The sequence below is a fragment of the Flavisolibacter nicotianae genome (genome assembly GCF_003628535.1).
Lineage (GTDB): Bacteria > Bacteroidota > Bacteroidia > Chitinophagales > Chitinophagaceae > Flavisolibacter > Flavisolibacter nicotianae.
In genome coordinates this window covers 68,129-87,996 of sequence record NZ_RBCI01000015.1, presented here as the reverse complement: position 1 = coordinate 87,996, position 19,868 = coordinate 68,129, and the positions used below count along the sequence as shown (strand labels likewise).

The window sequence follows — 19,868 nt, the reverse complement described above, 5'->3', positions numbered from 1 at the left end:
GAAGCCCTCAGAGGCATTCAAATTCATCCTTCACCGTTTCGTATTCGCCGGCGATGAGCCGCGAAAAAAGTTCTTCGGCCTGTTTGGGGCTGGCGCATTTGGCTTCGCGGCAGATCTCGCCGCAGATGATGAGAGTCACCCGCAGGTCCTTTTGGACTTCCAGGATCATTTCTTCGTCTTCGGTCACTACCCAGAAGGCGCCGTGTTCATTATCCATTTGCTTCATTTCGGCGATGGCGGTACGGATGTCGGCCAGTGAGGGGTTTTCGATCGGGTCGCTCCAGGCTTTTTGCAGGTAGATCATAGCAAGGCTGAATTAATTGTGAATGCGGTGGGACAGCAACGGGTGATACCAGAACCACCGGTCCCAAACCAAATTACACTTTTACCGTTACACTTCAATTGCGGATATTATGATCCTGTACATAGACGTTTTCGATTCTGTTGGTGATAGAAAACAATCCCGCAATTAGTCTTATTTTAAATGTCAAATACAAACGACAATGAATCCAAACCAGGCATTATGGGAAAAAGGCGATTTCACCCGGATCGCAGAAACCATGCGGGAAAGCGGCGACGAGCTGGTGGCACAACTGGGAATAACAAACGGTCTTGACGTATTGGATCTCGGTTGCGGCGACGGCACAACGGCGATCCCGGAAGCAAAACGCGGCGCCACTGTTGTAGGCGTTGACATTGCACGCAACCTGGTGGAAGCCGCGAAGGCCCGCGCAGAGGCGGAAGGCCTGGCGAATTGCACCTTCCAACACGGCGATGCAACCGATTTGCACGACATCGACGACCAGCGCTTCGACCTTGTCGTAAGCATCTTTGGCGCCATGTTCGCGCCGAAGCCGTTCGAAGTTGCGAAAGAGATGGTTCGGGTGACACGTCCGGGCGGAAGAATGGTGATGGGAAACTGGATACCGGGTGACCCGACACTGGTCGCACAGATACTGAAGATCAGCTCCGCCTACACGCCGCCGCCGCCGGAGGGTTTTGTCAGCCCAATGCTCTGGGGAGTGGAAAGTCACGTGATCGAACGATTCGGCAATGCCGGTATTCCCAAAGAAAATATTTCTTTCGAGCGGTGCACATTTACATTTCACGCTTCCTATAGCCCCGCAGAGTTTCTTCGTTCGTTTCGAAACTACTACGGTCCGACAATGAATGCGTTTGACGCGGCGGAGAAGAACGGGAAAGCATCGGAACTGCAACATGAACTGGAAGCGTTGTTTGTCAGCCAAAACAAAAGCGCCGATCCCGAGAAGTTGTCAATTCCGGCTACGTTCCTGAAAGTGACTGTCCGGCGCTGACCTATGCGTGTCGGAACGCAATTTTGCAACCATCGAAAGCGTATGGTTGTACAGGGTCATTGCCTTGCTTTCTTTCCGGGCAAAAACTGCTGGCAGGGGCGTGCAACATGCGGAAACAGTGCAAATGGTCGATCCCGAATTTTCGTGTACCGTTACCGGTCGTTTAATCCCTTTCCATCGAGGATTTGCTGCATGCATTTTTCAACCCGTGACGTGCGGGTGCTGGATTGCTTGGGTGCCGAAAAATAAAGCAGGTAGGCTCGCTGCCGGCCCGGCGTCAGGGCTTCGAAAGCGGTTTTCAGGGCAGGAGTCTTGTCGGCTATTTTTTGAAATTCTTCCGGGATCTTGAATTCTGCCGTCTTTTTAAAGGCTACCTGCAAACCGGCTTTTTCCGCTTCGATGGCTTCGAGGATGTAGGTTTTCAAAATGGATTCCATCGCAACAATTTCCCCCACGTTTCTAAACCGGGCCTGGCGGGCCGCCTGCACATTCTCCGTTTGCCGGAGGAGAATTCCATGGGGATCGTTGAGAAGGGCTCCTTTGAAAAACAAAAGCGCACAGTACTCTTTAAACGCATGGATCAAAACGACGTTACTTTCCTGAAACGTGTAACACGGGACGCCCCATTTCAGTTCTTCGGTGAGGCCGCAATCAAGAACGATGTTCCGCAGTTTCGCCTGTTCTTCCTGCCAGTTTTCGGCTCTCTTGAGATATGCATCAACTTTAGGGTTCATTCGGTTTATTTTTTTGGTATGCTTCAACACTTGCTAAAAGTCGTCTTTGTAGTTTGTTTGCAATGCGAATTGTCGGGTCAAAAGCATTGTTGTTGCATAAAGTGTGATTTTTCAATTGATTTGTCGTGATGTCCAAAGGCTTTCCAAAGTGGCGATATTCAATGTATTTTAAGTAGAGTTTTGCTTTGACGGAGACCTTTGTTTTGCACCTCCACATTAGCGCTTAACCACCATTTTGGAAAGATTCTGATGGGATATTCTTTTGTGCATATCCGTTAGTGTATAATCTCTCATACTTCACCATGCTTAAATTGATAGAGACTTGAAAAAAGCAGATACCTCCATCGTTAACTGTTACCAGCGATCTTTTCCAATAATCAAAGCCTTCAAAATCACAGAAGCCATTAACATAAACCATCCTCCGACCTTTCTTGTCAGCAAAAGGAAGGTATTGTAATTTGTATTTCCTCAAGTCAATATATTCTGAAAATTCTTTGGTTGCGTCTTGCTTAATGTTGTGAGCCTGAATGCAGTCGGAAAGCAAACTGTCTATGATTTGCAAATCATCTTGCTTTAACTCTATTGGCAAAGTGTTTTTAAGCACCCAATAATAGGTTGTATCATAAGGTATAATTGCAATCTTAGTTGTATCGAAGGAGAGTTTTTCTCTATTTGTTGCCGAGTTGCTTTTGTCAACAACACTGCTTCTGATAATTTTACCACTTTTTTCTTTACCTGATTTGCACGAAATGATACAGCAACAAATAGAAAAAACAAGAAGAAGAATTTTGTTCATTCTCATAAGATGTAAATAGTAGCAGTCTCCATAAAACTGTTGCCAACGTTTGCATAATGCAAGTTCCTATCCGCGAAAGGATATTTTCCTATTGGATGCGAAGCCGGGATACATTTAAATTTTTCCCACCATTCGGTCCATCATTTCCATCACTGTCACACCTTCCTCGCCGCTGTCAGGATTGGGGCCTTCGCCGAGAAAATACCGCACCACCTGTTCGATCATGGGCTGCTGCACATGCGGCAGGGGATCGAAGGCAAACCGGGTTTCACTGTCCTCCTTTTTCAGCACCAATTCGCGGTGCTCAAAAATTTTGAACTGCAAGGAACCTTCTGTTCCGATGATCTCGCAGTGATCCCTTTTTTCGGGAACGGAAAAGCTCCAGGCGCCGTTGAACAGGACCTGGTTGGGAAAGAGCACGTCGCCGGTGGTTGTATCGTCGGCATTGTATTTCCCGGCAGCGTTGATCGATATGCCTTTCACCCTTTCGGGCTTGCCAAAGAAGTAAAGCATCAGGTCGAGCTGGTGCGGTGCAAGGTCGTAAAACAAGCCGCCTCCCGAAACGGCCGGGTCGTAACGCCAGGGTTCTTCTGTGCGGATGAAGAGCGACGAGTCGTGCGGCTGTAAGCACTGAAGATTGACGAGTCGCGGCATGCCGATGGCGCCTTCTTCCAGCAGTGACTTTACTTTCCGGAACAGCGGCTGCTGCCGGCGGTAATGGGCGACACAAAGTTTGACGCCGCTGTCGTTGGCCGCCTTCGCCATTCGTGCGGCAGCCTTTGCGTCGATCGCCATGGGTTTTTCCACGTAAACAGGTTTTCCCGCCTGCAAGGCCTGCATCGTGTATTCTTCGTGCTGCAGCGGCGGTGTGGCCACGTACACGGCATCAACTTCGGGGTCGTTGATAAGGGCTGTGGCATCGCCATACCAGCGGGGCACGCCATGTCGTTCGGCATAGTCTTTTGCTTTGGCTTCGTTGCGCCGCATGACGGCAACCAGTTTCGAACGCGGAACTTTATTGAAAGCGGGGCCGCTCTTTACTTCGGTTACGTCGCCGCAACCAATAATGCCCCAGCGAATGATGGCTTCGTTCATAGCCCCTAAAGCTAAGGCAGGTGGTCAATACAAAACGAAGTTTGTATTGGAAGCAGTCGGGCTATTAATTTAGGGGAATGGCAGAAGCGGGCAATTCGATCGACAACCTTACGCTTCCTTCAGCGGCAACGGCAGAAACGCTGTGGGGACCCTTTGTTTCGGACCGCCAATGGGGCACTGTGCGGGAAGACTACAGCGCCGATGGGCAGCCCTGGACCTTTACCACGCACGACATGGCGCGAAGCAAGGCCTATCGGTGGGGAGAAGAAGGCATCGCCGGCATTTGCGACAACAAGCAGATTCTTTGTTTTGCACTGGCGCTCTGGAACAAAAAAGACAGCATTATCAAAGAGCGCTATTTCGGCCTGGCCGGACCGGAAGGCAACCACGGCGAAGACGTCAAGGAACTCTATTATTATCTCGACGCCACGCCTGCACACACGTACATGAAGATGCTGTACAAGTACCCGCAAGCCGCATTTCCCTACCAGCGACTGGTCGATGAAAACCGTCGCCGGACAAGGCTCGAGCCCGAGTTCGAACTGATCGATACCGGCATCTTCGACACCGATGAATACTTCGACGTTTTTGTAGAATATGCCAAGGCGTCGGCCGATGATATCCTGGTGAAAATTACCGTTCACAACCGCGGCCGGAACGATGCAGCGCTGCACATCATTCCGACGATCTGGTTCCGCAACACCTGGGTTTGGGGATACGATAACTACAAGCCCAAAATGACGTCGTCGAACAAGGGCGAAGTGCTGATCACCCATGAAAGTCTTGGCAGCTACCAGCTGCATGCGAAGGAAAAAGGAACCTTGCTTTTCTGCGACAACGAAACCAACCTGCAACGCCTGTACGGGGTGGACAACGGATCTGCCTACACGAAGGACGGCATCAACGATTACCTCGTCAACGGCAACAAAACGGCCGTTAACCCCAACGCGGAAGGCACCAAAGCCGCCATTGATTACGAGCTGGTGGTGAAAGGCGGGGGCAGCTATAGTTTAAAATTTCGCCTGCAGGCGGGTCCGGCCAGGGAGTGTTTCGAAGACTTCGACGCCATTTTTGCGCAGCGAAAAAAAGAAGCCGACGAATTTTACGCCGCTTTGCAAAAAGGGATGGCGTCCGATGAAGAGAAGCGGGTGCAGCGCCAGGCTTTTGCCGGCATGCTCTGGAGCAAGCAATTTTACTATTACGACGTAGACCAATGGCTGCGTGGCGACCCGGCACAGGTGCCGCCACCAACAGAACGCCAAAATGGTCGCAACTGTGAATGGAAGCACCTGAACAACGCGGCTATTATTTCCATGCCGGATAAATGGGAGTATCCCTGGTATGCCGCCTGGGACCTGGCGTTTCATTGCATCCCCTTGTCGATGGTGGACGCGGCCTTTGCCAAAAAACAACTGTTGCTTCTTACCAGGGCCTGGTACATGCATCCCAATGGCCAATTGCCCGCTTACGAATGGTCGTTCAGTGATGTCAATCCGCCGGTGCATGCCTGGGCTGCTTTGCGGGTATACCAGATCGACCAGGCTGCGACAGGCAGGGGAGATGTGCTTTTTTTAGAAACTGTTTTTCACAAGCTGTTGCTCAATTTTACGTGGTGGGTCAACCGCAAGGATGCACAGGGCAACAATATCTTCGAGGGAGGGTTTCTGGGTCTCGACAACATTGGTGTTTTCGACCGCAGTGCTGCGCTGCCTACGGGTGGTTACCTGGAGCAATCCGATGGTACCAGCTGGATGGCAATGTATACGCTTAACATGATGCGCATTTCCCTCGAACTGGCATTGGTCAACCCGGCGTACGAGGATTTGGCGACGAAGTTTTTTGAACACTTTCTGTACATCGCCGGCGCCATGGCCAGCAAAAGCGGTGATGGTGATGGGTTGTGGGACGAGGACGACCAGTTTTATTACGACGTGCTGCACCTGCCCAGGGATGGCAACCGCAAAATCAAATTGCGCAGCATGGTGGGCCTTATTCCCCTGTTTGCCGTGGAGGTGCTTGACCATGCGGTGTTGGAAAAACTGCCCGGGTTTCGAAGCCGCCTCGATTGGTTCCTTGATAACCGCCCCGACCTTGCGGCGCTTGTTTCGCGCTGGCAGGAAAAAAGCGATACCGAAAAACACTTGCTGAGTCTTTTGCGTGGCCATCGGATGAAAAAAATCCTCGAACGCATGCTGGACGAAACCGAATTTCTGAGTGACCACGGTGTTCGTGCACTTTCAAAATACCATCTCAATCACCCCTACGAAATGTGGGTCGACGGAACGTGTTTCTCGGTACAATACACGCCGGCGGAAAGCACCACCGCTCTTTTTGGCGGTAATAGCAATTGGCGCGGCCCGGTGTGGATGCCGGTGAACTACCTGGTGATTGAAAGCCTGCAGCGATTCCACTATTACTACACCGACGATTTCCGCGTAGAGTGCCCAACCGGCAGCGGGCAGTTGCTGTCGCTGAACGAAATTGCGGATGAACTGTCGCGGCGATTGCGCCGGTTATTTCTGGCCGATGAACAGGGACACCGACCGGTATTTGGTGACAATAAAAAGCTGCAAACGGATCCGCATTTCAAAGACTACCTTCTCTTTTACGAATATTTTGACGGCGACAATGGCCGGGGCGTGGGTGCTTCGCATCAAACCGGTTGGACAGGACTCATTGCCAAGTTGCTGCAGCCGCGGGAAAACCCGCTTAAAAAGAGACGGAAAAAAAGTTCATGATTATGCGAATATCGAAAGGTGCTTTCGATCCGGTTTACCTGCCTGCGCACAGTGATTGTGTTGTTTCGTCAGCCCGCTTTTTAAAATAGCCATAGATCCCGCATCTATGCTAGGCTGCGCAAATGAAACATTTCGAAATGGTCCCCAAGCCGGGTACTATCGACCATGTCGCAACGTTTTTGCTGTAAATCTTCAGTAATGTTGCAGGTATGACAAGGTCTTTTACTTACCGATCCTTTTCAAAAAAGTTGGGTGTTGTTAGCATCTTCTTTTTTATCATGGCCGGGTGCGCCGGGCCCCGGAAAACGGCCGCTGAAGTAAACCAGTTGCCGGCGACATCGCTGCAGCCATTTGGCCGCACCAGTCTGGATAACCAGAAACTTTCGCTTGTCAGTTCAGCCTCCGGCTTCGGTTTCCGTTTCGATGGTACGGAATGCCGCATCATCGTGTCTGTTCCGGCCTACCTCGATCACAACTACCTCCAGTACGAGATGGATGGCGTGTATCAAAAACGGCTTCGTGTTTCTTCCAAATCCGGTGAGCCGGTCGTGCTGAAGGCCCCGGGCAGCGGCCGGCATATGGTATGGATTTACAAAGCCACCGAAGCGCACACGGGGCCCGTTATGATTGAATCAGTCAGCGGGCATAATGTAACCGGTCTAAAACAACCGCAGGCACCGTTGATTGAATTTATTGGCAACAGTATTACCTGCGGCGCGGCAGCCGATCCGTCGGAGGTGCCCTGCGGGACGGGTGTCTATCACGACCAGCACAATGCCTACATGGCCTACGGCCCGCGGGTAGCCAGGGCCGTGGGTGCCAATTTTCTTTTAAGCAGCGTGAGCGGCATTGGCATTTACCGCAACTGGAACAGCGATGGCCCTACCATGCCGCAGGTCTACGAAAAGCTGGACTTCCAGGAAGGGAATCCGCAGCGCTGGAATTTTGCGACCTACACACCAGCTATTGTTAGCATTGCCTTGGGCACAAATGACTTTAGCCGTGGCGACGGCAAAAAGGAAAGGCTGCCTTTCGATAGTGCCCGGTTCGTGAATGCCTATGTTTCGTTTGTGCAACGGGTAAAAACCATTTATCCTGCCGCAACGATTGCACTGCTCAGCAGCCCGATGGTCAATGGCGACGCAAGGATATTGCTACAAAACTGCCTGGCTGCCGTTAAAGGCAGGATAGATGCCTTGTACCCCTCGGCGAAGCCGGTGGCGGTTTTCTTCTTTCAACCCATGAGGGCGAGGGGCTGCTCCGGTCATCCCAACGTGGAAGATCACGGCATCATGGCGGCTGAGCTCATTCCATTCTTTAAAAACCTGTTACAATAATTGTTTGCGGGCCGGCGAGGTTGACCGCAGCGTAATTTGCTTTCTTTCTTCAAAACGACAGGTATGAACAATCTTTCCAACCTCCCGGTGTCCGTGCTCGACCTGGCAACGATCGTGGAAGGCGAAACGGCGGCAGGTGCTTTTCGCCGAGGCCTCGCACTGGCACAAGCGGCCGAGCGGCTGGGGTATACACGGTACTGGTTTGCCGAGCATCACAACATGGAAAGCGTGGCATCGGCGGCAACGGCCGTACTGATTGGCTATGTTGCCGGTGGCACAAAGTCCATCCGTGTGGGTGCCGGTGGTATCATGCTTCCCAACCATGCTCCTCTCATCATTGCCGAGCAGTTTGGAACACTGGCATCGTTGTATCCCAATCGGATCGATCTTGGCCTGGGCCGTGCGCCGGGTACCGACCCGGTAACATCGTGGGCCTTGCGCCGTTCGCTGAAAAATGACGTGGATGAATTTCCCAACGATGTTGTTGAATTGCTGACTTATCTCGGGCCCCGCGACCCCGATGCCCGTGTGCGGGCCATTCCCGGTGAAGGAACTGAGGTGCCGGTGTGGCTCCTGGGTTCGAGTACCTACGGCGCACAACTGGCCGCGATGCTGGGATTGCCCTTTGCATTTGCCTCGCATTTTGCACCCACTCACCTCCACGAAGCGCTGGATATTTACCATTCGCAGTTCAAGCCGTCGCGCTACCTGCAACAGCCATACAGCATGGCTTGTGTAAATGTAGTTGCGGCAGACAGCGACGAGGAAGCGGCTTTTCTTGCCACCTCTTTTTACCAGGTGATCCTGGGAATGATCCGCAACAAACGTCGGCCCCTGCAGCCGCCTGTTCCCACAATGGACGGTCTTTGGACAGAGCCGGAAAAAGCAGCCGTGCAGCACATGCTTCAGTATGCATTTGTCGGAAGTGCCAACACGGTGAAAGAAGGCCTGCAGGCGTTTGTGCAGTCCACCGGTATCAGCGAGTTGATGATCACTTCACACCTCTTTGACCTGGATGCAAAGATCCGGTGCTATGAAATGGTGGCGCCGTTGTTCAAGACCGGGGCAGCCAACGTGTAGCAAACAACGACAAGTGTTTTTTGCAGGTGTTCATTCGGATGGGGACAGACCTCACAGGTTTTCAAAACCTGTGAGGTCGCTACCGGCTTTACCTGAAAAGGAAATCTGGAACGAACACTTGTTTGCCCGGCTGCATTGCAAGTTTCTGTATCTTTCTCGCCGCAGGTGGAAAAGCACCTGCACCAACTCACGGCATCCGATGGGTTGACTCATAACTTCGCTATATGAATAAAGTGTATTCTTCCGCACAGGAAGCCTTGCATGACATCAGGGACGGGGCAACGCTGATGCTCGGTGGTTTCGGTCTCTGCGGCATTCCGGAAAATTCCATCAACGTTTTGAAACAGATGGGCGTGAAAAATTTAACCTGCATTTCCAACAATGCCGGCGTGGATGATTTTGGCCTGGGCCTTTTGCTGCAAAACCGCCAGATCAAAAAAATGCTTTCCTCCTACGTGGGAGAGAATGCCGAATTTGAACGGCAGTTGTTGTCCGGCGAACTGCAGGTGGACCTGATACCGCAGGGAACACTGGCCACCTGCATCCAGATGGCGGCCATGGGAATTCCGGCGTTCTACACGCCGGCCGGCTACGGTACCGAAGTGGCGGAGGGAAAAGAAGTGCGTGAATTCAACGGGAAAAAATACCTGCTGGAAGAAGCACTCCATGCCGACTTTGCCCTCGTGAAAGCCTGGAAGGGCGACCGGTACGGCAACCTCGTTTTCCGCAAGACAACCCGGAATTTTTCCACTTCGATGGCAAAGGCGGGCACCGTTACCATTGCCGAAGTGGAAGAGCTGGTGGAACCCGGCGAACTCGACCCCGACCACATTCATGTGGCCAGCGTGTATGTGCACCGAATCTTCCAGGGAAAGGGGTACGAAAAACGGATCGAACGGAAAACCGTGCAACTGGCGAAAGCCAACTAAACACAAACAACAAACGAAATGGCACTCGATAAATTTGGCATTGCAAAACGTATCGCACAAGAGTTGAAGGATGGCATGTACGTGAACCTTGGGATCGGCATTCCCACGCTGGTATCCAACTATATTCCTGAAGGGATGTTCGTCATGCTGCAAAGCGAAAACGGCATGATGGGCATGGGGCCTTATCCCGTCGAAAGCGAAATGGATGCGGACCTGATCAACGCCGGGAAAGAAACGGTGACCGTGATTCCCGGCGGTGCATTTTTCGACTCGGCTGAAAGCTTCGGCATGATCCGTGCCGGCAAGATCGACCTGACCGTTTTGGGGGCGATGGAAGTGTCGGAAAAAGGCGACATCGCCAACTGGAAGATACCCGGCAAAATGGTGAAAGGCATGGGCGGCGCGATGGACCTGGTGGCGTCGGCCCGAAACATAATCGTGGCCATGCAGCACACCAACCCGAAAGGCGAAAGCAAACTCTTGCCGCAGTGCACCCTGCCGCTCACCGGCGTTCGCTGCGTAAAAAAAGTGGTGACCGATTTGGCGGTGATCGATATTACAGGGGAAGGATTTGTTCTTCGCGAATGGGCACCCGGTGTGAGTGTCGACGAAATCAAAGCCAAGACAGCCGGACAACTGATCGTGCCGGGCGATATAAAAGAAATGCAATTGTAAAAACGGACCGCAAAAAAACTGACGGGGACATGCCGGTGGCGTGTCCTTTTTCTTTTTGCGAACAACCGGTCGGACAGTGGCCCTTTCAACTCAACATCTTTCCCTAATTTGCTTCCATGAAATTGGATGTTCCTGCCCGGAAACTATGGCTGATCCTTGGTTCCTGTCTTTTTTGTTTTCTTTCTTTGGCGCAAAAAAAAGCAACGCTTCCCGTCGAAAACGGCGTGCCGGAAAACCTCGCGAATTTTCGAAAGCAGGTTGTCAGCGATCTTCATTATGCCATCCATTTTCATGTGCCCGCAGCAAAAGCCGAATCGATTCCGGCAGAAGAAACCATCACCTTCAACTGGAAGAAAAATGAACAGCCTTTACAGATCGATTTCAAGTCAGTAGATACGTCGATTCATGCGGTTGTTGTGAATGACAGGCGTGTTAAAAAGCAATTTCAAAACGAACACCTATTGGTTGAATCGACGTGGCTGCACGAAGGACTGAACACGGTAACGATTTATTTCACGGCAGGCGAATTGTCGCTCAATCGCAACGCCGATTTTCTCTACACCTTGCTGGTGCCCGACCGTGCCCGCACGGTCTTTCCCTGCTTCGATCAACCCAGCCTGAAGGCCAAATTCCAACTGACGCTGACACTTCCCAAAGACTGGAAAGCCCTGGCCAATGCCCCGCTGGCCGACTCTGTCGTCAGCGCTGACACAAAGACCTACCGTTACGAAGAATCGGATTTGTTCAGTACCTACCTGTTTTCGTTTGTGGCTGGCCGCTTTGAAGCAAGAACGCAAAAAACAGGTGAGCGGGAGATGCAGTTCCTGTTCCGGGAGACAGACAGCAACAAGATCCGCCTGAGCATGGATACGATCTTTGGCTGGCACGAAAAAGCCATTCGTTTTTTAGAAGACTATACTCAAATCCCGTTTCCCTTCCGGAAGCTGGATTTTGCGGGCATACCGGATTTCCAGTATGGCGGTATGGAACATGTGGGTGCGATCGATTACAAGGGATCGACTCTGTTTTTAGATTCGGCCGCTACCAAAGACCAGGAGAATGCCCGCAGCAACCTGATCGCCCATGAAACGGCCCACATGTGGTTTGGCGACCTGGTGACGATGCAATGGTTCAACGATGTGTGGATGAAAGAAGTGTTTGCCAATTTCATGGCCGACAAGATCACGCAGGGCACGCAAAACAGCAGCAACTACGAGCTGAAGTTTTTGCTGACGCATTTTCCGCGAGCCTATGCCGTGGACCGGACGGCCGGGGCAAATCCCATTCGCCAGCCGCTGTCCAACTTGCAGGAAGCCGGCACCTTATACGGCCCGATCATTTACGATAAAGCACCGGTGATGATGCGCCAGCTGGAACGGTTGGTGGGAGTGGAGAATTTTCGCGATGGGCTAAGGGACTATTTAAAACAATACAGTTATGGAAATGCGACCTGGCCGGACCTTATCGGGATCCTCGATAAACGTACGCCGGCCGACCTGCTGGCCTGGAACAAAGTGTGGGTGAATACGCCGGGAAGGCCGCAATTGCATTATTCCCTGCAAAAGGCCAAAGGGAAGATAGCGCGGCTGACGATTACACAAAAAGGCGAACAGGGGCAATCCTACCTGCTGCCGCAATTTTTCGAACTGGCGCTGGTTTACGGGGATAGGGTGGAAGAACTCACCGTCAACATGAATAAAATGTCGGTCGTTGTTGGTGGGGCAGAAGGGCGGCCGCTGCCCGACTATATCCTGTTCAATTCCTCCGGGCAGGGCTATGGCGTTTTTCCCGTTGACCCGAACATGCAGCACCTTGACCGGTTGCCCAACCCCGTTATGCGGGCCGCCGCTTCGATCAATTTATATGAAAACATGCTCAACGGGAGTGGACGGAAGCCGGCAGAATTGCTGACCACCTGTCTGGCTCTATTGGAGAAAGAACCGGAGGAACTGACCAGTCGTTTGCTCACCGGGTATTGTATCGATATTTTCTGGCGGCTGCTTACTCCAGTTGAAAGGCAGCAACTGGTGCAGCGCTTGGAGACTGCATTTTGGCAGATGATGCAAAACGAAGCGCTGTCGAATAAAAAGAAGATTCTTTTCCAGGCTTACCAAAACCTGGCCTTGAGCAAACCGGCGCTGGACACGCTGTATGCCGTCTGGAAAGAGCAAACACCGCCACGGGGTGTAAAGCTGAGTGAAGATGATTACACGGCCCTGGCGCTCAATCTTGCGCTGAAGGAATATCCCGATACGGCTATCCTGCCTGTCCAGCAGGACCGGATCTCCAATCCCGATCGCAAACAGCGCCTGCAGTTTTTGGTGCCGGCCTTGTCGGCGGATGTTGCAACCCGCGACGCCTTTTTTGCCTCGCTGAAAAATATCGCTGTTCGAAAAAAGGAAGCCTGGGTGCAGGATGCGTTGGCCTACCTGCACCACCCGTTGCGGGCCCGGACATCGATCCGTTATTTAAAAGAAAGTCTCGACCTGTTGCAGGAGATCCAACTGACCGGTGATATCTTTTTCCCGGCCGGCTGGTTGGGAGCCACCTTCGGTGCCTACCAGAGCAGCGAAGCAGCGGCGATCGTGCGGGACTTTTTAAAGGCGCACCCGGCTTACAATCCAAAGCTCAGGGCTAAAATCCTGCAGGCAGCTGACCCGCTGTTCCGGGCAGAGCGGCTATTGAAGGAAAAAGAAAAAGTAGCCTTTTAAGAGACTACTTTTTGCGCATTTCACACCAAAATCAACTCGCACCATTTTCTTTATTGCGACATAGGGGGAACGGATCAAAAATGAGTTGGGCAGTTTGCCGGCTCTTTCGCACATCTGTCTTCGCTGCTGCCGGCGCTTGCCAGATTGGTTATCCAAATGCGGTGCCACAAATTAATTGGCAGCGGGGTCCGTCGGTGGGGGGTGCATTTGTGGGGATACTTATTTCCGTTTTGTGTAATGTTTTATACAGCAGGCGGTGGATTCCCTGCTGTGGCTGGCCGTAAACCCGCTACGGCACTGCTTTTGTGCCCTTTCCAGCTTTAAATAGGCACTTATGACGTTTCAGCAGTTTGTTTCGCTGCCTAAAGACATGCAGCGAAAAGTGGTCAAGCACTGTGGCGTATTTCTTTTTGGTAGAACAGGTGTAGGAGTAAATGTGCTGCTTTATCAGGTTGAAAGCTATTATGTCGAGATATACTTCAACGAAAAGATGTCTGAAGCCATCGATATCCGCGGCTTCGACGACACGCGGTTTTTAGAACCTTACCTGCGCATGGTTGACGTTTCCGAGTTGCAATTGTTGCTCTAACTATAGTCAATCCAGTCTTTCTATCCTTCTTGCGTTTTGCCGGTGGCAAGGCTAAGGCATTTTCTGGCCCATCGGGCAGGCAAAGCAAACGCGATGCATCGTGGACCTTTTCTACCAGATACAGTCAAACTTCGTTTGACGGAGAATGGGTTTGTTGCCGGCCGCGTTTCGTTTGCATATATCCCTCTATCAATTCCACGGGTTGGTGTTAGTTATCATCCACAACCAAACTTGTCTTGAAAAATCTGTAAAACCACAGGCAACAGTTCAACGGTTTGTTCGTAAATTGGTTTTTTCAACCACATTGCAACAACGATTGCCTCACCGAAAAAAAGAGAGACATTCTTACCTATGCCAGGGGATACACTACGCGTCAACACCAAAGCTGCAGCGCAAAACCAGTATGATGCCATTGTCATCGGGTCCGGGATTTCCGGAGGATGGGCCGCCAAAGAACTGACGGAAAAAGGCCTGAAAGTTTTGATGCTGGAAAGGGGCCGCAACCTCGAACACGTAAAGGATTACAAGACTGCCAGGTTGGATCAGTGGGACCTCCCGCACCGCGGTACGGCCACCCTGCAAGACAAGGCAAACTACCCGGTCATCAACCGTGGTTGGGCCATCGGTCACCCCGATCTTTCATTCTGGGCCAATGAACAGGATTGCCCTTATACCGAAATCAAACCCTTCACCTGGTGGCGCAGTTACCAAATGGGTGGACGCTCCATCTTGTGGGGAAGGCAAAGCTATCGCTGGAGCGACCTGGATTTTGAAGCCAATGCAAAAGACGGTATCGCCATCGACTGGCCCCTCCGGTACAAGGACATGGCTCCCTGGTACGATTACGTGGAAGGCTTTGCCGGTATCAGCGGATCCAAAGAAGGTCTTCCCCAACTGCCCGACGGGAACTTCCTGCCACCAATGGAGTTGAACTGCGTGGAGAAAGACGTGGCGGCACGCATCAAAGAAAAGCTGAACCGGCACATGATCATTGGCCGCACGGCGAATCTTACGGCCGCCATCCCCGGGCGAACGGCCTGCCAGTTCCGCAACCGTTGCTGGGAAGGTTGTCCCTTTGGCGGCTATTTCAGCACGCAGTCTTCCACGTTGCCGGCCGCCCTGAAAACCGGCAACCTGACCGTGCGTCCGTTTTCCATCGTGACGCAAATTCTTTACGACAAAGACACGCAAAAGGCAAGGGGCGTGGAGGTGCTGGACGCAGAAACCAACAAGACCTACACGTTTACGTCTTCGCTTGTTTTTCTCAATGCGTCGGCGCTGAACTCGGCCTGGGTGCTGATGAATTCGGCCACCGATGTATGGCCCGATGGCCTGGGCAGCAGCAGCGGCGAACTGGGTCACAACGTGATGGATCATCACTACAACCTCGGTGCTTCGGGAACCGTGGAGGGCTACGAAGACAAATACCTCTATGGCAAGCGGGCCAATGGCTTTTACATTGTTCGATTTGCCAATTTGTTTGGCGACAAGCGCAATTACCTGCGGGGCTTTGGCTACCAGGGCAGTGCCAGCCGCCAGGGATGGGCCAGGGAGATCGCCGAAATGAACATCGGCGGCGATTATAAGGATGCCCTTTGCGAACCCGGTCAGTGGTCGATCGGCATGACAGGTTTTGGGGAAATCCTTCCGTACCACGAAAACAAAATTTCGCTGGATAAGGCCCGGAAAGACAAATGGGGCTTGCCGGTGCTGGCCATGGATGCCGTGTTGCGGGAAAACGAGATGGCCATGCGCAAGGACATTGTTGCCGAAGCCAGGGCCATGCTCGAAGCCGCCGGCGTAAAGAATGTGAATACCTACGATGCCGGTCACGCCATAGGCCATGGCATCCACGAAATGGGAACGGCACGCATGGGTCGCGATCCCAAGACCTCGGTGCTCAATGAATGGAACCAGGTGTGGGACGCCAAAAACGTGTTTGTAACCGACGGTGCCTGCATGGTCTCCAGTGCCTGCCAAAATCCCTCATTAACTTACATGGCACTCACGGCCCGTGCGGCCGATTATGCCGTAAATGAACTGAAGAAAAGAAACCTGTAATTTTCACCGCAATACTTAACTCTTGTCAAAACACAAATCCATGAAGAAAAAAATGTTTTTTATTGGTAGCTGTTCGCTCTTCCTGTTTTCCTGCGCCGTGGCGCAACCCAAGGGCAAACCCGAAGACACGGAGGTTTACACACCAGTGCCCAAAGTGGTTACGCCGGGTAAGATCGCTTTTGAAACACCACCGTCCGATGCCGTTGTCTTGTTCGATGGCAAAAATCTCGACGAATGGGTGTTGACGTCCGACCCCTCGAAGCCGGCCACCTGGACCGTCAACGACGGTGTATTAACCGTCAACAAAGCCGCCGGCAATATTGAAACCAAACGATCTTTTGGCAACTACCAATTGCACATTGAATGGCGCATCCCGGCAACGATCACCGGAAAGAACCAGGCCCGCGGCAACAGTGGCGTGTTCCTGGCTTCGATCGGCAAGGGCGATGCAGGCTACGAACTCCAAGTCCTGGATTCGTACCAGAACGATACGTATGTGAACGGGATGGCGGGTAGCATTTACAAGCAGCATGTCCCGCTGGCCAACCCGGCACGCAAGCCCGGCGAGTGGCAGAGCTACGATGTGGCCTGGACCGCACCGACATTCAACGACGACGGTTCTGTAAAGTCACCGGCACGGGTAACCGTATTTTTCAACGGTGTGCTGGTGCAGAACGATGTGGCACTTTTAGGACCGACGCAGTACATCGGCAAGCCCTCTTACTCGATCAAGCACGGAGCGGCGCCCATCAAGCTGCAGGCACACGGTGATCCCAGTGAGCCGATCTCCTTCCGCAATATTTGGATCAGGCCTTTGTAAAAGGTATCCAGCAAAAAGCCGGCAGTCGAGTTGACCGCCGGCTTTTTTATTGGCAATAAAGCTTGCCCGCAACGCGGGCTGATCCCTGCATTTTACGCGACGGCCATCGATGGAGCTTTTTCTTATTGCCTATAGAACCGTAAATTATTTTGGCGGATCGTACTTTAATGGCCAGTTGTGAATCACCTATTTTCTCTCGCACCATTCTCTATTCACACAATGTATTGGTGGAATTGCCTTAAAAACATTCAGTCGCCGGTTTCGGTGTGTGGTGCATCTACGGGTTTTGATTGCGGCGAGTTTTTTTGCCGCAGGTAAATACTCAGGAAAATAATTGCCAGGACAGACAGGAATTCGCTCTGCCAGTTCTGAAACGACTCGAACCAGAATTTCGGATTCGTAAGGTATTGCGAAGCCGTTTCTGTGGGCAGGTGCCGGAGCACCTGGTGTTGATTGTAATCGAGCCGGCTGGCTTTAAAATGCCAGAGGAGGCTGAGAAGAAACAACAGCGTCAGGGCAATGGAAAGAGAATGCTGGTAAAGCGTTAACACCAGGCCGCCCTTGCGCACGGGCCAGGGCGCATTTTTCTTTTGGTTGTATTTGGGATCCCTGTCAACCTTTTCTGCCTTATCCGGATCTTTCGATTCGGAAGAACCTTTCTGGTAAAGAAACATGCTCAGTACAACGAACAGTGCCATCTGCAGAAATTCGCTCTCCCAGTTTTCAAACGTGGCCTCTGAAAAATGGGCTGTTGTCAGGTAAGGACCAAAATCGAGCGGTTGACCTCCTGCTTCCTGCATTTCTTCATTGTATTCCTTCCAGCCGGTAAAAGCCTGCGCACCCAGTGAAAAAAGAAACAGGAGCAGGAACACCAGTGAAAGGCCGTTGTTCCGTAGCCAGTTCATGTTGAATTTTAGCTTATAATAAATAAAAAACTGTTCCACAAACCAGTGGTTTTCCAGATTGCCAATACGGTGCCGATAGAGGCTGGAATGGCGCGGTTACGAAAAATTGAATGCGGGATACTTGCCCGGTACTGTGACAATGCAGGCGCTGGCCGGGATACGCATGGCGTAAAAAAAGAGCACTGCCGCGGCAATGCTCTTTCTCAACCATTTTTACGGATGCTACCTAGCTGCCCGGTTGGATATTTTGGTTCAGGCAGAAAAGATTTTCCGGGTCATACTTTTTTTTGATCTCCTGCAGGCGGTTATAGTTCTTGCCGTAGGCTTCTCTAACCCGTTGCTCGCCTTCGATACCAAGGGCATTTACATAAACCCGGTTGCTGGTATAAGGCTGCACGGCTTCCCAAAGGGCCCGGGTCCACGAAATGTTCTTTTCATCGTCTTCCGGCGTAACCCAATTGGAGATCACAACGAGATCAAACTGGTTCATCCGGTGTGGGTACGAGGTACCGCCTTCCGGTTCTTCCGCGGCTTTGCCGCCGTACAATTCAAAGATGATGGGTGTGAGGGGCGAGGGAACCGTTTCTGCCTGTTGGATGATCGTGTCGATGGCTTCATCGGATAGTTCATCCAAAAAGCCGGACTTCCAGTAATAGCGGTTGCCGTGCGGGAAGGGACCATCCAGCATGGTTTGCATCTGCAAATAGGGTTGCTCGCTGAATGTGTCGAGAAGGGGTGAGCCGAATTCACGAATGGGTTTCAAAACGCTTTCTCCTGTTGATACATCACCGCTGTGGCAGCCCATTATCCCAACGACCGGTTGACCGTTGGGGGAGTGGAGCAGGGCCGCATAAAGGGTTAGTTCGTCGGGAGCGGTTGCCATGAACTCACGGAAATGCCGGATCACCTTTTGTGCCTCCGTTCTCGGGTATAAAATCATCCCGCCGAATACCTGCGACACGGGATGAAGACGATAGGTGAGTGAAGTCACGACGCCGAAATTGCCGCCGGCGCCTCTTAGTCCCCAGAAGAGATCGGGGTTTTCCGTGGTGCTGGCCGTTACCAGTTCGCCGGTTGCAGTGACCACTTCTGCGCTGATCAAATTATCGCAGCTCATGCCGTGGTGGCGCACCAGCCAGCCCACGCCGCCGCCGAGGGTCAGTCCGGCAATGCCTGTCGTGGAAATCAATCCGCCTGTTGTTGCCAGGCCATAAACCTGGGTAGCCTTATCGAAATCACCCCAGGTGGCGCCGGTTTGCGCCTTCGCTGTCATTTGCTCGGGATCTACCTGCACTTTTTTCAGCAGCGACAGATCAATCATAATACCACCGTCGCAAACCGCATTACCTGTTACGTTGTGTCCGCCGCCGCGAATCGCCACCTGCAGGTGGTTTTTCCTGGCTGCGTTGACGCCGGTGATTACGTCATTCACGGTTTGGCAGCGAATGATTAATGCAGGTTTGCGGTCGACCATGCCGTTCCAGACTTTGCGTACCTCATTAAACGTATCGTCGCCGGGAACCAGTACCGGGCCGGTTGTTTTTTCGCGGATTTCTGCGACCAGGGAAGGCGACAATTGTTCGGCAGCGAGGCTAAAAGACTCCATTTTGTTTGATTTTGCGGTGAAGAAATGCAGTTCATCACAAGGTGAGCGGTGTTGCAATCTTCAAAGTGGAAGGAGTGTGCAGTGATCGTAGAGTAATAGCAGGTGAACCAAATCTACAAAACTTCACCAGTAAACGAAAAGGTGTTTGGGCAAAGAAGACCATCAAGCCGTGATGGCCACGCCGGCTGTTTCCGGTAGGGGCAAAAAAAAGTCCACTGTAGAAACAGCGGACGCTAACGATTGCTTGCTATATGAAAAGGTCTTTGTTTTTTCGTTTGTTACACAAAACTATGGATGTGTTTCCTGTACACATTGATAAGTTTATCCGGCTTTTACGGTCATAAACTGTCTCGGGATGCCCTGTAACGCAGTACAGGCAAGGATTTTGCGAAAATACCACTACGACGTCCAGGTTGGCCGGTGGCTTTTTTGATAGAAAGAATTCGCGGTACGATGATGACGATCAACCAGCATCT

The 19,868-nt window shown here is 52.0% G+C and carries 15 protein-coding genes and 1 pseudogene; 10 read left to right on the top strand and 6 right to left on the bottom strand.

Features of this window, described 5'->3' with window-relative positions; translation table 11 throughout:
- Positions 1-7 precede the first annotated feature (7 nt).
- Positions 8-304, bottom strand: coding sequence for a hypothetical protein (locus D6024_RS24060; RefSeq protein WP_121357373.1), 297 nt, complete (start codon positions 302-304; stop codon positions 8-10).
- Between the two features lie 184 nt (positions 305-488).
- Between D6024_RS24060 and D6024_RS24055 the strand changes: the two are divergent.
- A pseudogene (locus D6024_RS24055) lies at positions 489-1,316 on the top strand (class I SAM-dependent methyltransferase); the annotation flags it as partial.
- 152 nt (positions 1,317-1,468) lie between these two features.
- On the opposite strand, the gene D6024_RS24050 reads toward D6024_RS24055, so the two are convergent.
- From D6024_RS24050 to D6024_RS24035, 3 genes are all read right to left on the bottom strand, one after another.
- The gene (locus D6024_RS24050; protein WP_121357371.1) at positions 1,469-2,050 is read right to left on the bottom strand and encodes a YdeI/OmpD-associated family protein; all 582 of its coding nucleotides are present in this window, start codon (positions 2,048-2,050) and stop codon (positions 1,469-1,471) included.
- Between the two features lie 223 nt (positions 2,051-2,273).
- Positions 2,274-2,846, bottom strand: a complete 573-nt coding sequence (locus tag D6024_RS24040) for a hypothetical protein (protein WP_162944995.1) — start codon at positions 2,844-2,846, stop codon at positions 2,274-2,276.
- 114 nt (positions 2,847-2,960) lie between these two features.
- Positions 2,961-3,941, bottom strand: a complete 981-nt coding sequence (locus D6024_RS24035; RefSeq protein ID WP_121357368.1) for a Gfo/Idh/MocA family protein — start codon at positions 3,939-3,941, stop codon at positions 2,961-2,963.
- 77 nt (positions 3,942-4,018) lie between these two features.
- Between D6024_RS24035 and D6024_RS24030 the strand changes: the two genes are divergently transcribed.
- The 9 genes from D6024_RS24030 (at position 4,019) to D6024_RS23990 (ending at position 16,881) form a co-directional block, all read left to right on the top strand.
- A complete protein-coding gene (locus D6024_RS24030; protein ID WP_240410144.1) occupies positions 4,019-6,679 on the top strand; it encodes an MGH1-like glycoside hydrolase domain-containing protein in 2,661 nt (886 codons plus the stop codon).
- A 209-nt stretch (positions 6,680-6,888) separates the two neighbouring features.
- A complete protein-coding gene (locus tag D6024_RS24025) occupies positions 6,889-8,016 on the top strand; it encodes an SGNH/GDSL hydrolase family protein (RefSeq protein WP_121357367.1) in 1,128 nt (375 codons plus the stop codon).
- A gap of 63 nt (positions 8,017-8,079) precedes the next feature.
- Complete coding sequence (locus tag D6024_RS24020; protein WP_121357366.1) at positions 8,080-9,096, top strand: LLM class flavin-dependent oxidoreductase; 1,017 nt, start codon at positions 8,080-8,082, stop codon at positions 9,094-9,096.
- Positions 9,097-9,320: 224 nt separating this feature from the next.
- Entirely contained in the window at positions 9,321-10,025 is a 705-nt protein-coding gene (locus D6024_RS24015) for a CoA transferase subunit A (protein WP_121357365.1), read from the top strand.
- A gap of 18 nt (positions 10,026-10,043) precedes the next feature.
- Complete coding sequence (locus tag D6024_RS24010; RefSeq protein ID WP_121357364.1) at positions 10,044-10,700, top strand: CoA transferase subunit B; 657 nt, start codon at positions 10,044-10,046, stop codon at positions 10,698-10,700.
- Between the two features lie 116 nt (positions 10,701-10,816).
- On the top strand, positions 10,817-13,411 hold the full coding sequence (locus D6024_RS24005) for a M1 family metallopeptidase (RefSeq protein WP_121357363.1): 2,595 nt from the start codon (positions 10,817-10,819) through the stop codon (positions 13,409-13,411).
- A 334-nt stretch (positions 13,412-13,745) separates the two neighbouring features.
- Positions 13,746-14,000, top strand: a complete 255-nt coding sequence (locus D6024_RS24000) for a hypothetical protein (protein WP_121357362.1) — start codon at positions 13,746-13,748, stop codon at positions 13,998-14,000.
- Positions 14,001-14,351: 351 nt separating this feature from the next.
- Positions 14,352-16,061 carry a GMC oxidoreductase gene (locus D6024_RS23995; RefSeq protein WP_121357361.1) on the top strand — a complete coding sequence of 570 codons (1,710 nt, stop codon included), beginning with the start codon at positions 14,352-14,354 and terminating at the stop codon, positions 16,059-16,061.
- Positions 16,062-16,101: 40 nt separating this feature from the next.
- Positions 16,102-16,881: a 3-keto-disaccharide hydrolase gene (locus tag D6024_RS23990; protein ID WP_121357360.1), complete on the top strand. Its 780-nt coding sequence runs from the start codon at positions 16,102-16,104 to the stop codon at positions 16,879-16,881.
- Between the two features lie 248 nt (positions 16,882-17,129).
- Here D6024_RS23990 and D6024_RS23985 read toward each other — a convergent pair whose 3' ends face one another.
- Together D6024_RS23985 and D6024_RS23980 are read right to left on the bottom strand one after the other, a co-directional pair.
- Positions 17,130-17,825, bottom strand: a complete 696-nt coding sequence (locus D6024_RS23985; protein ID WP_240410143.1) for a DUF6766 family protein — start codon at positions 17,823-17,825, stop codon at positions 17,130-17,132.
- Between the two features lie 187 nt (positions 17,826-18,012).
- On the bottom strand, positions 18,013-19,392 hold the full coding sequence (locus D6024_RS23980; RefSeq protein WP_121357359.1) for an FAD-binding oxidoreductase: 1,380 nt from the start codon (positions 19,390-19,392) through the stop codon (positions 18,013-18,015).
- Positions 19,393-19,868: the final 476 nt, after the last annotated feature.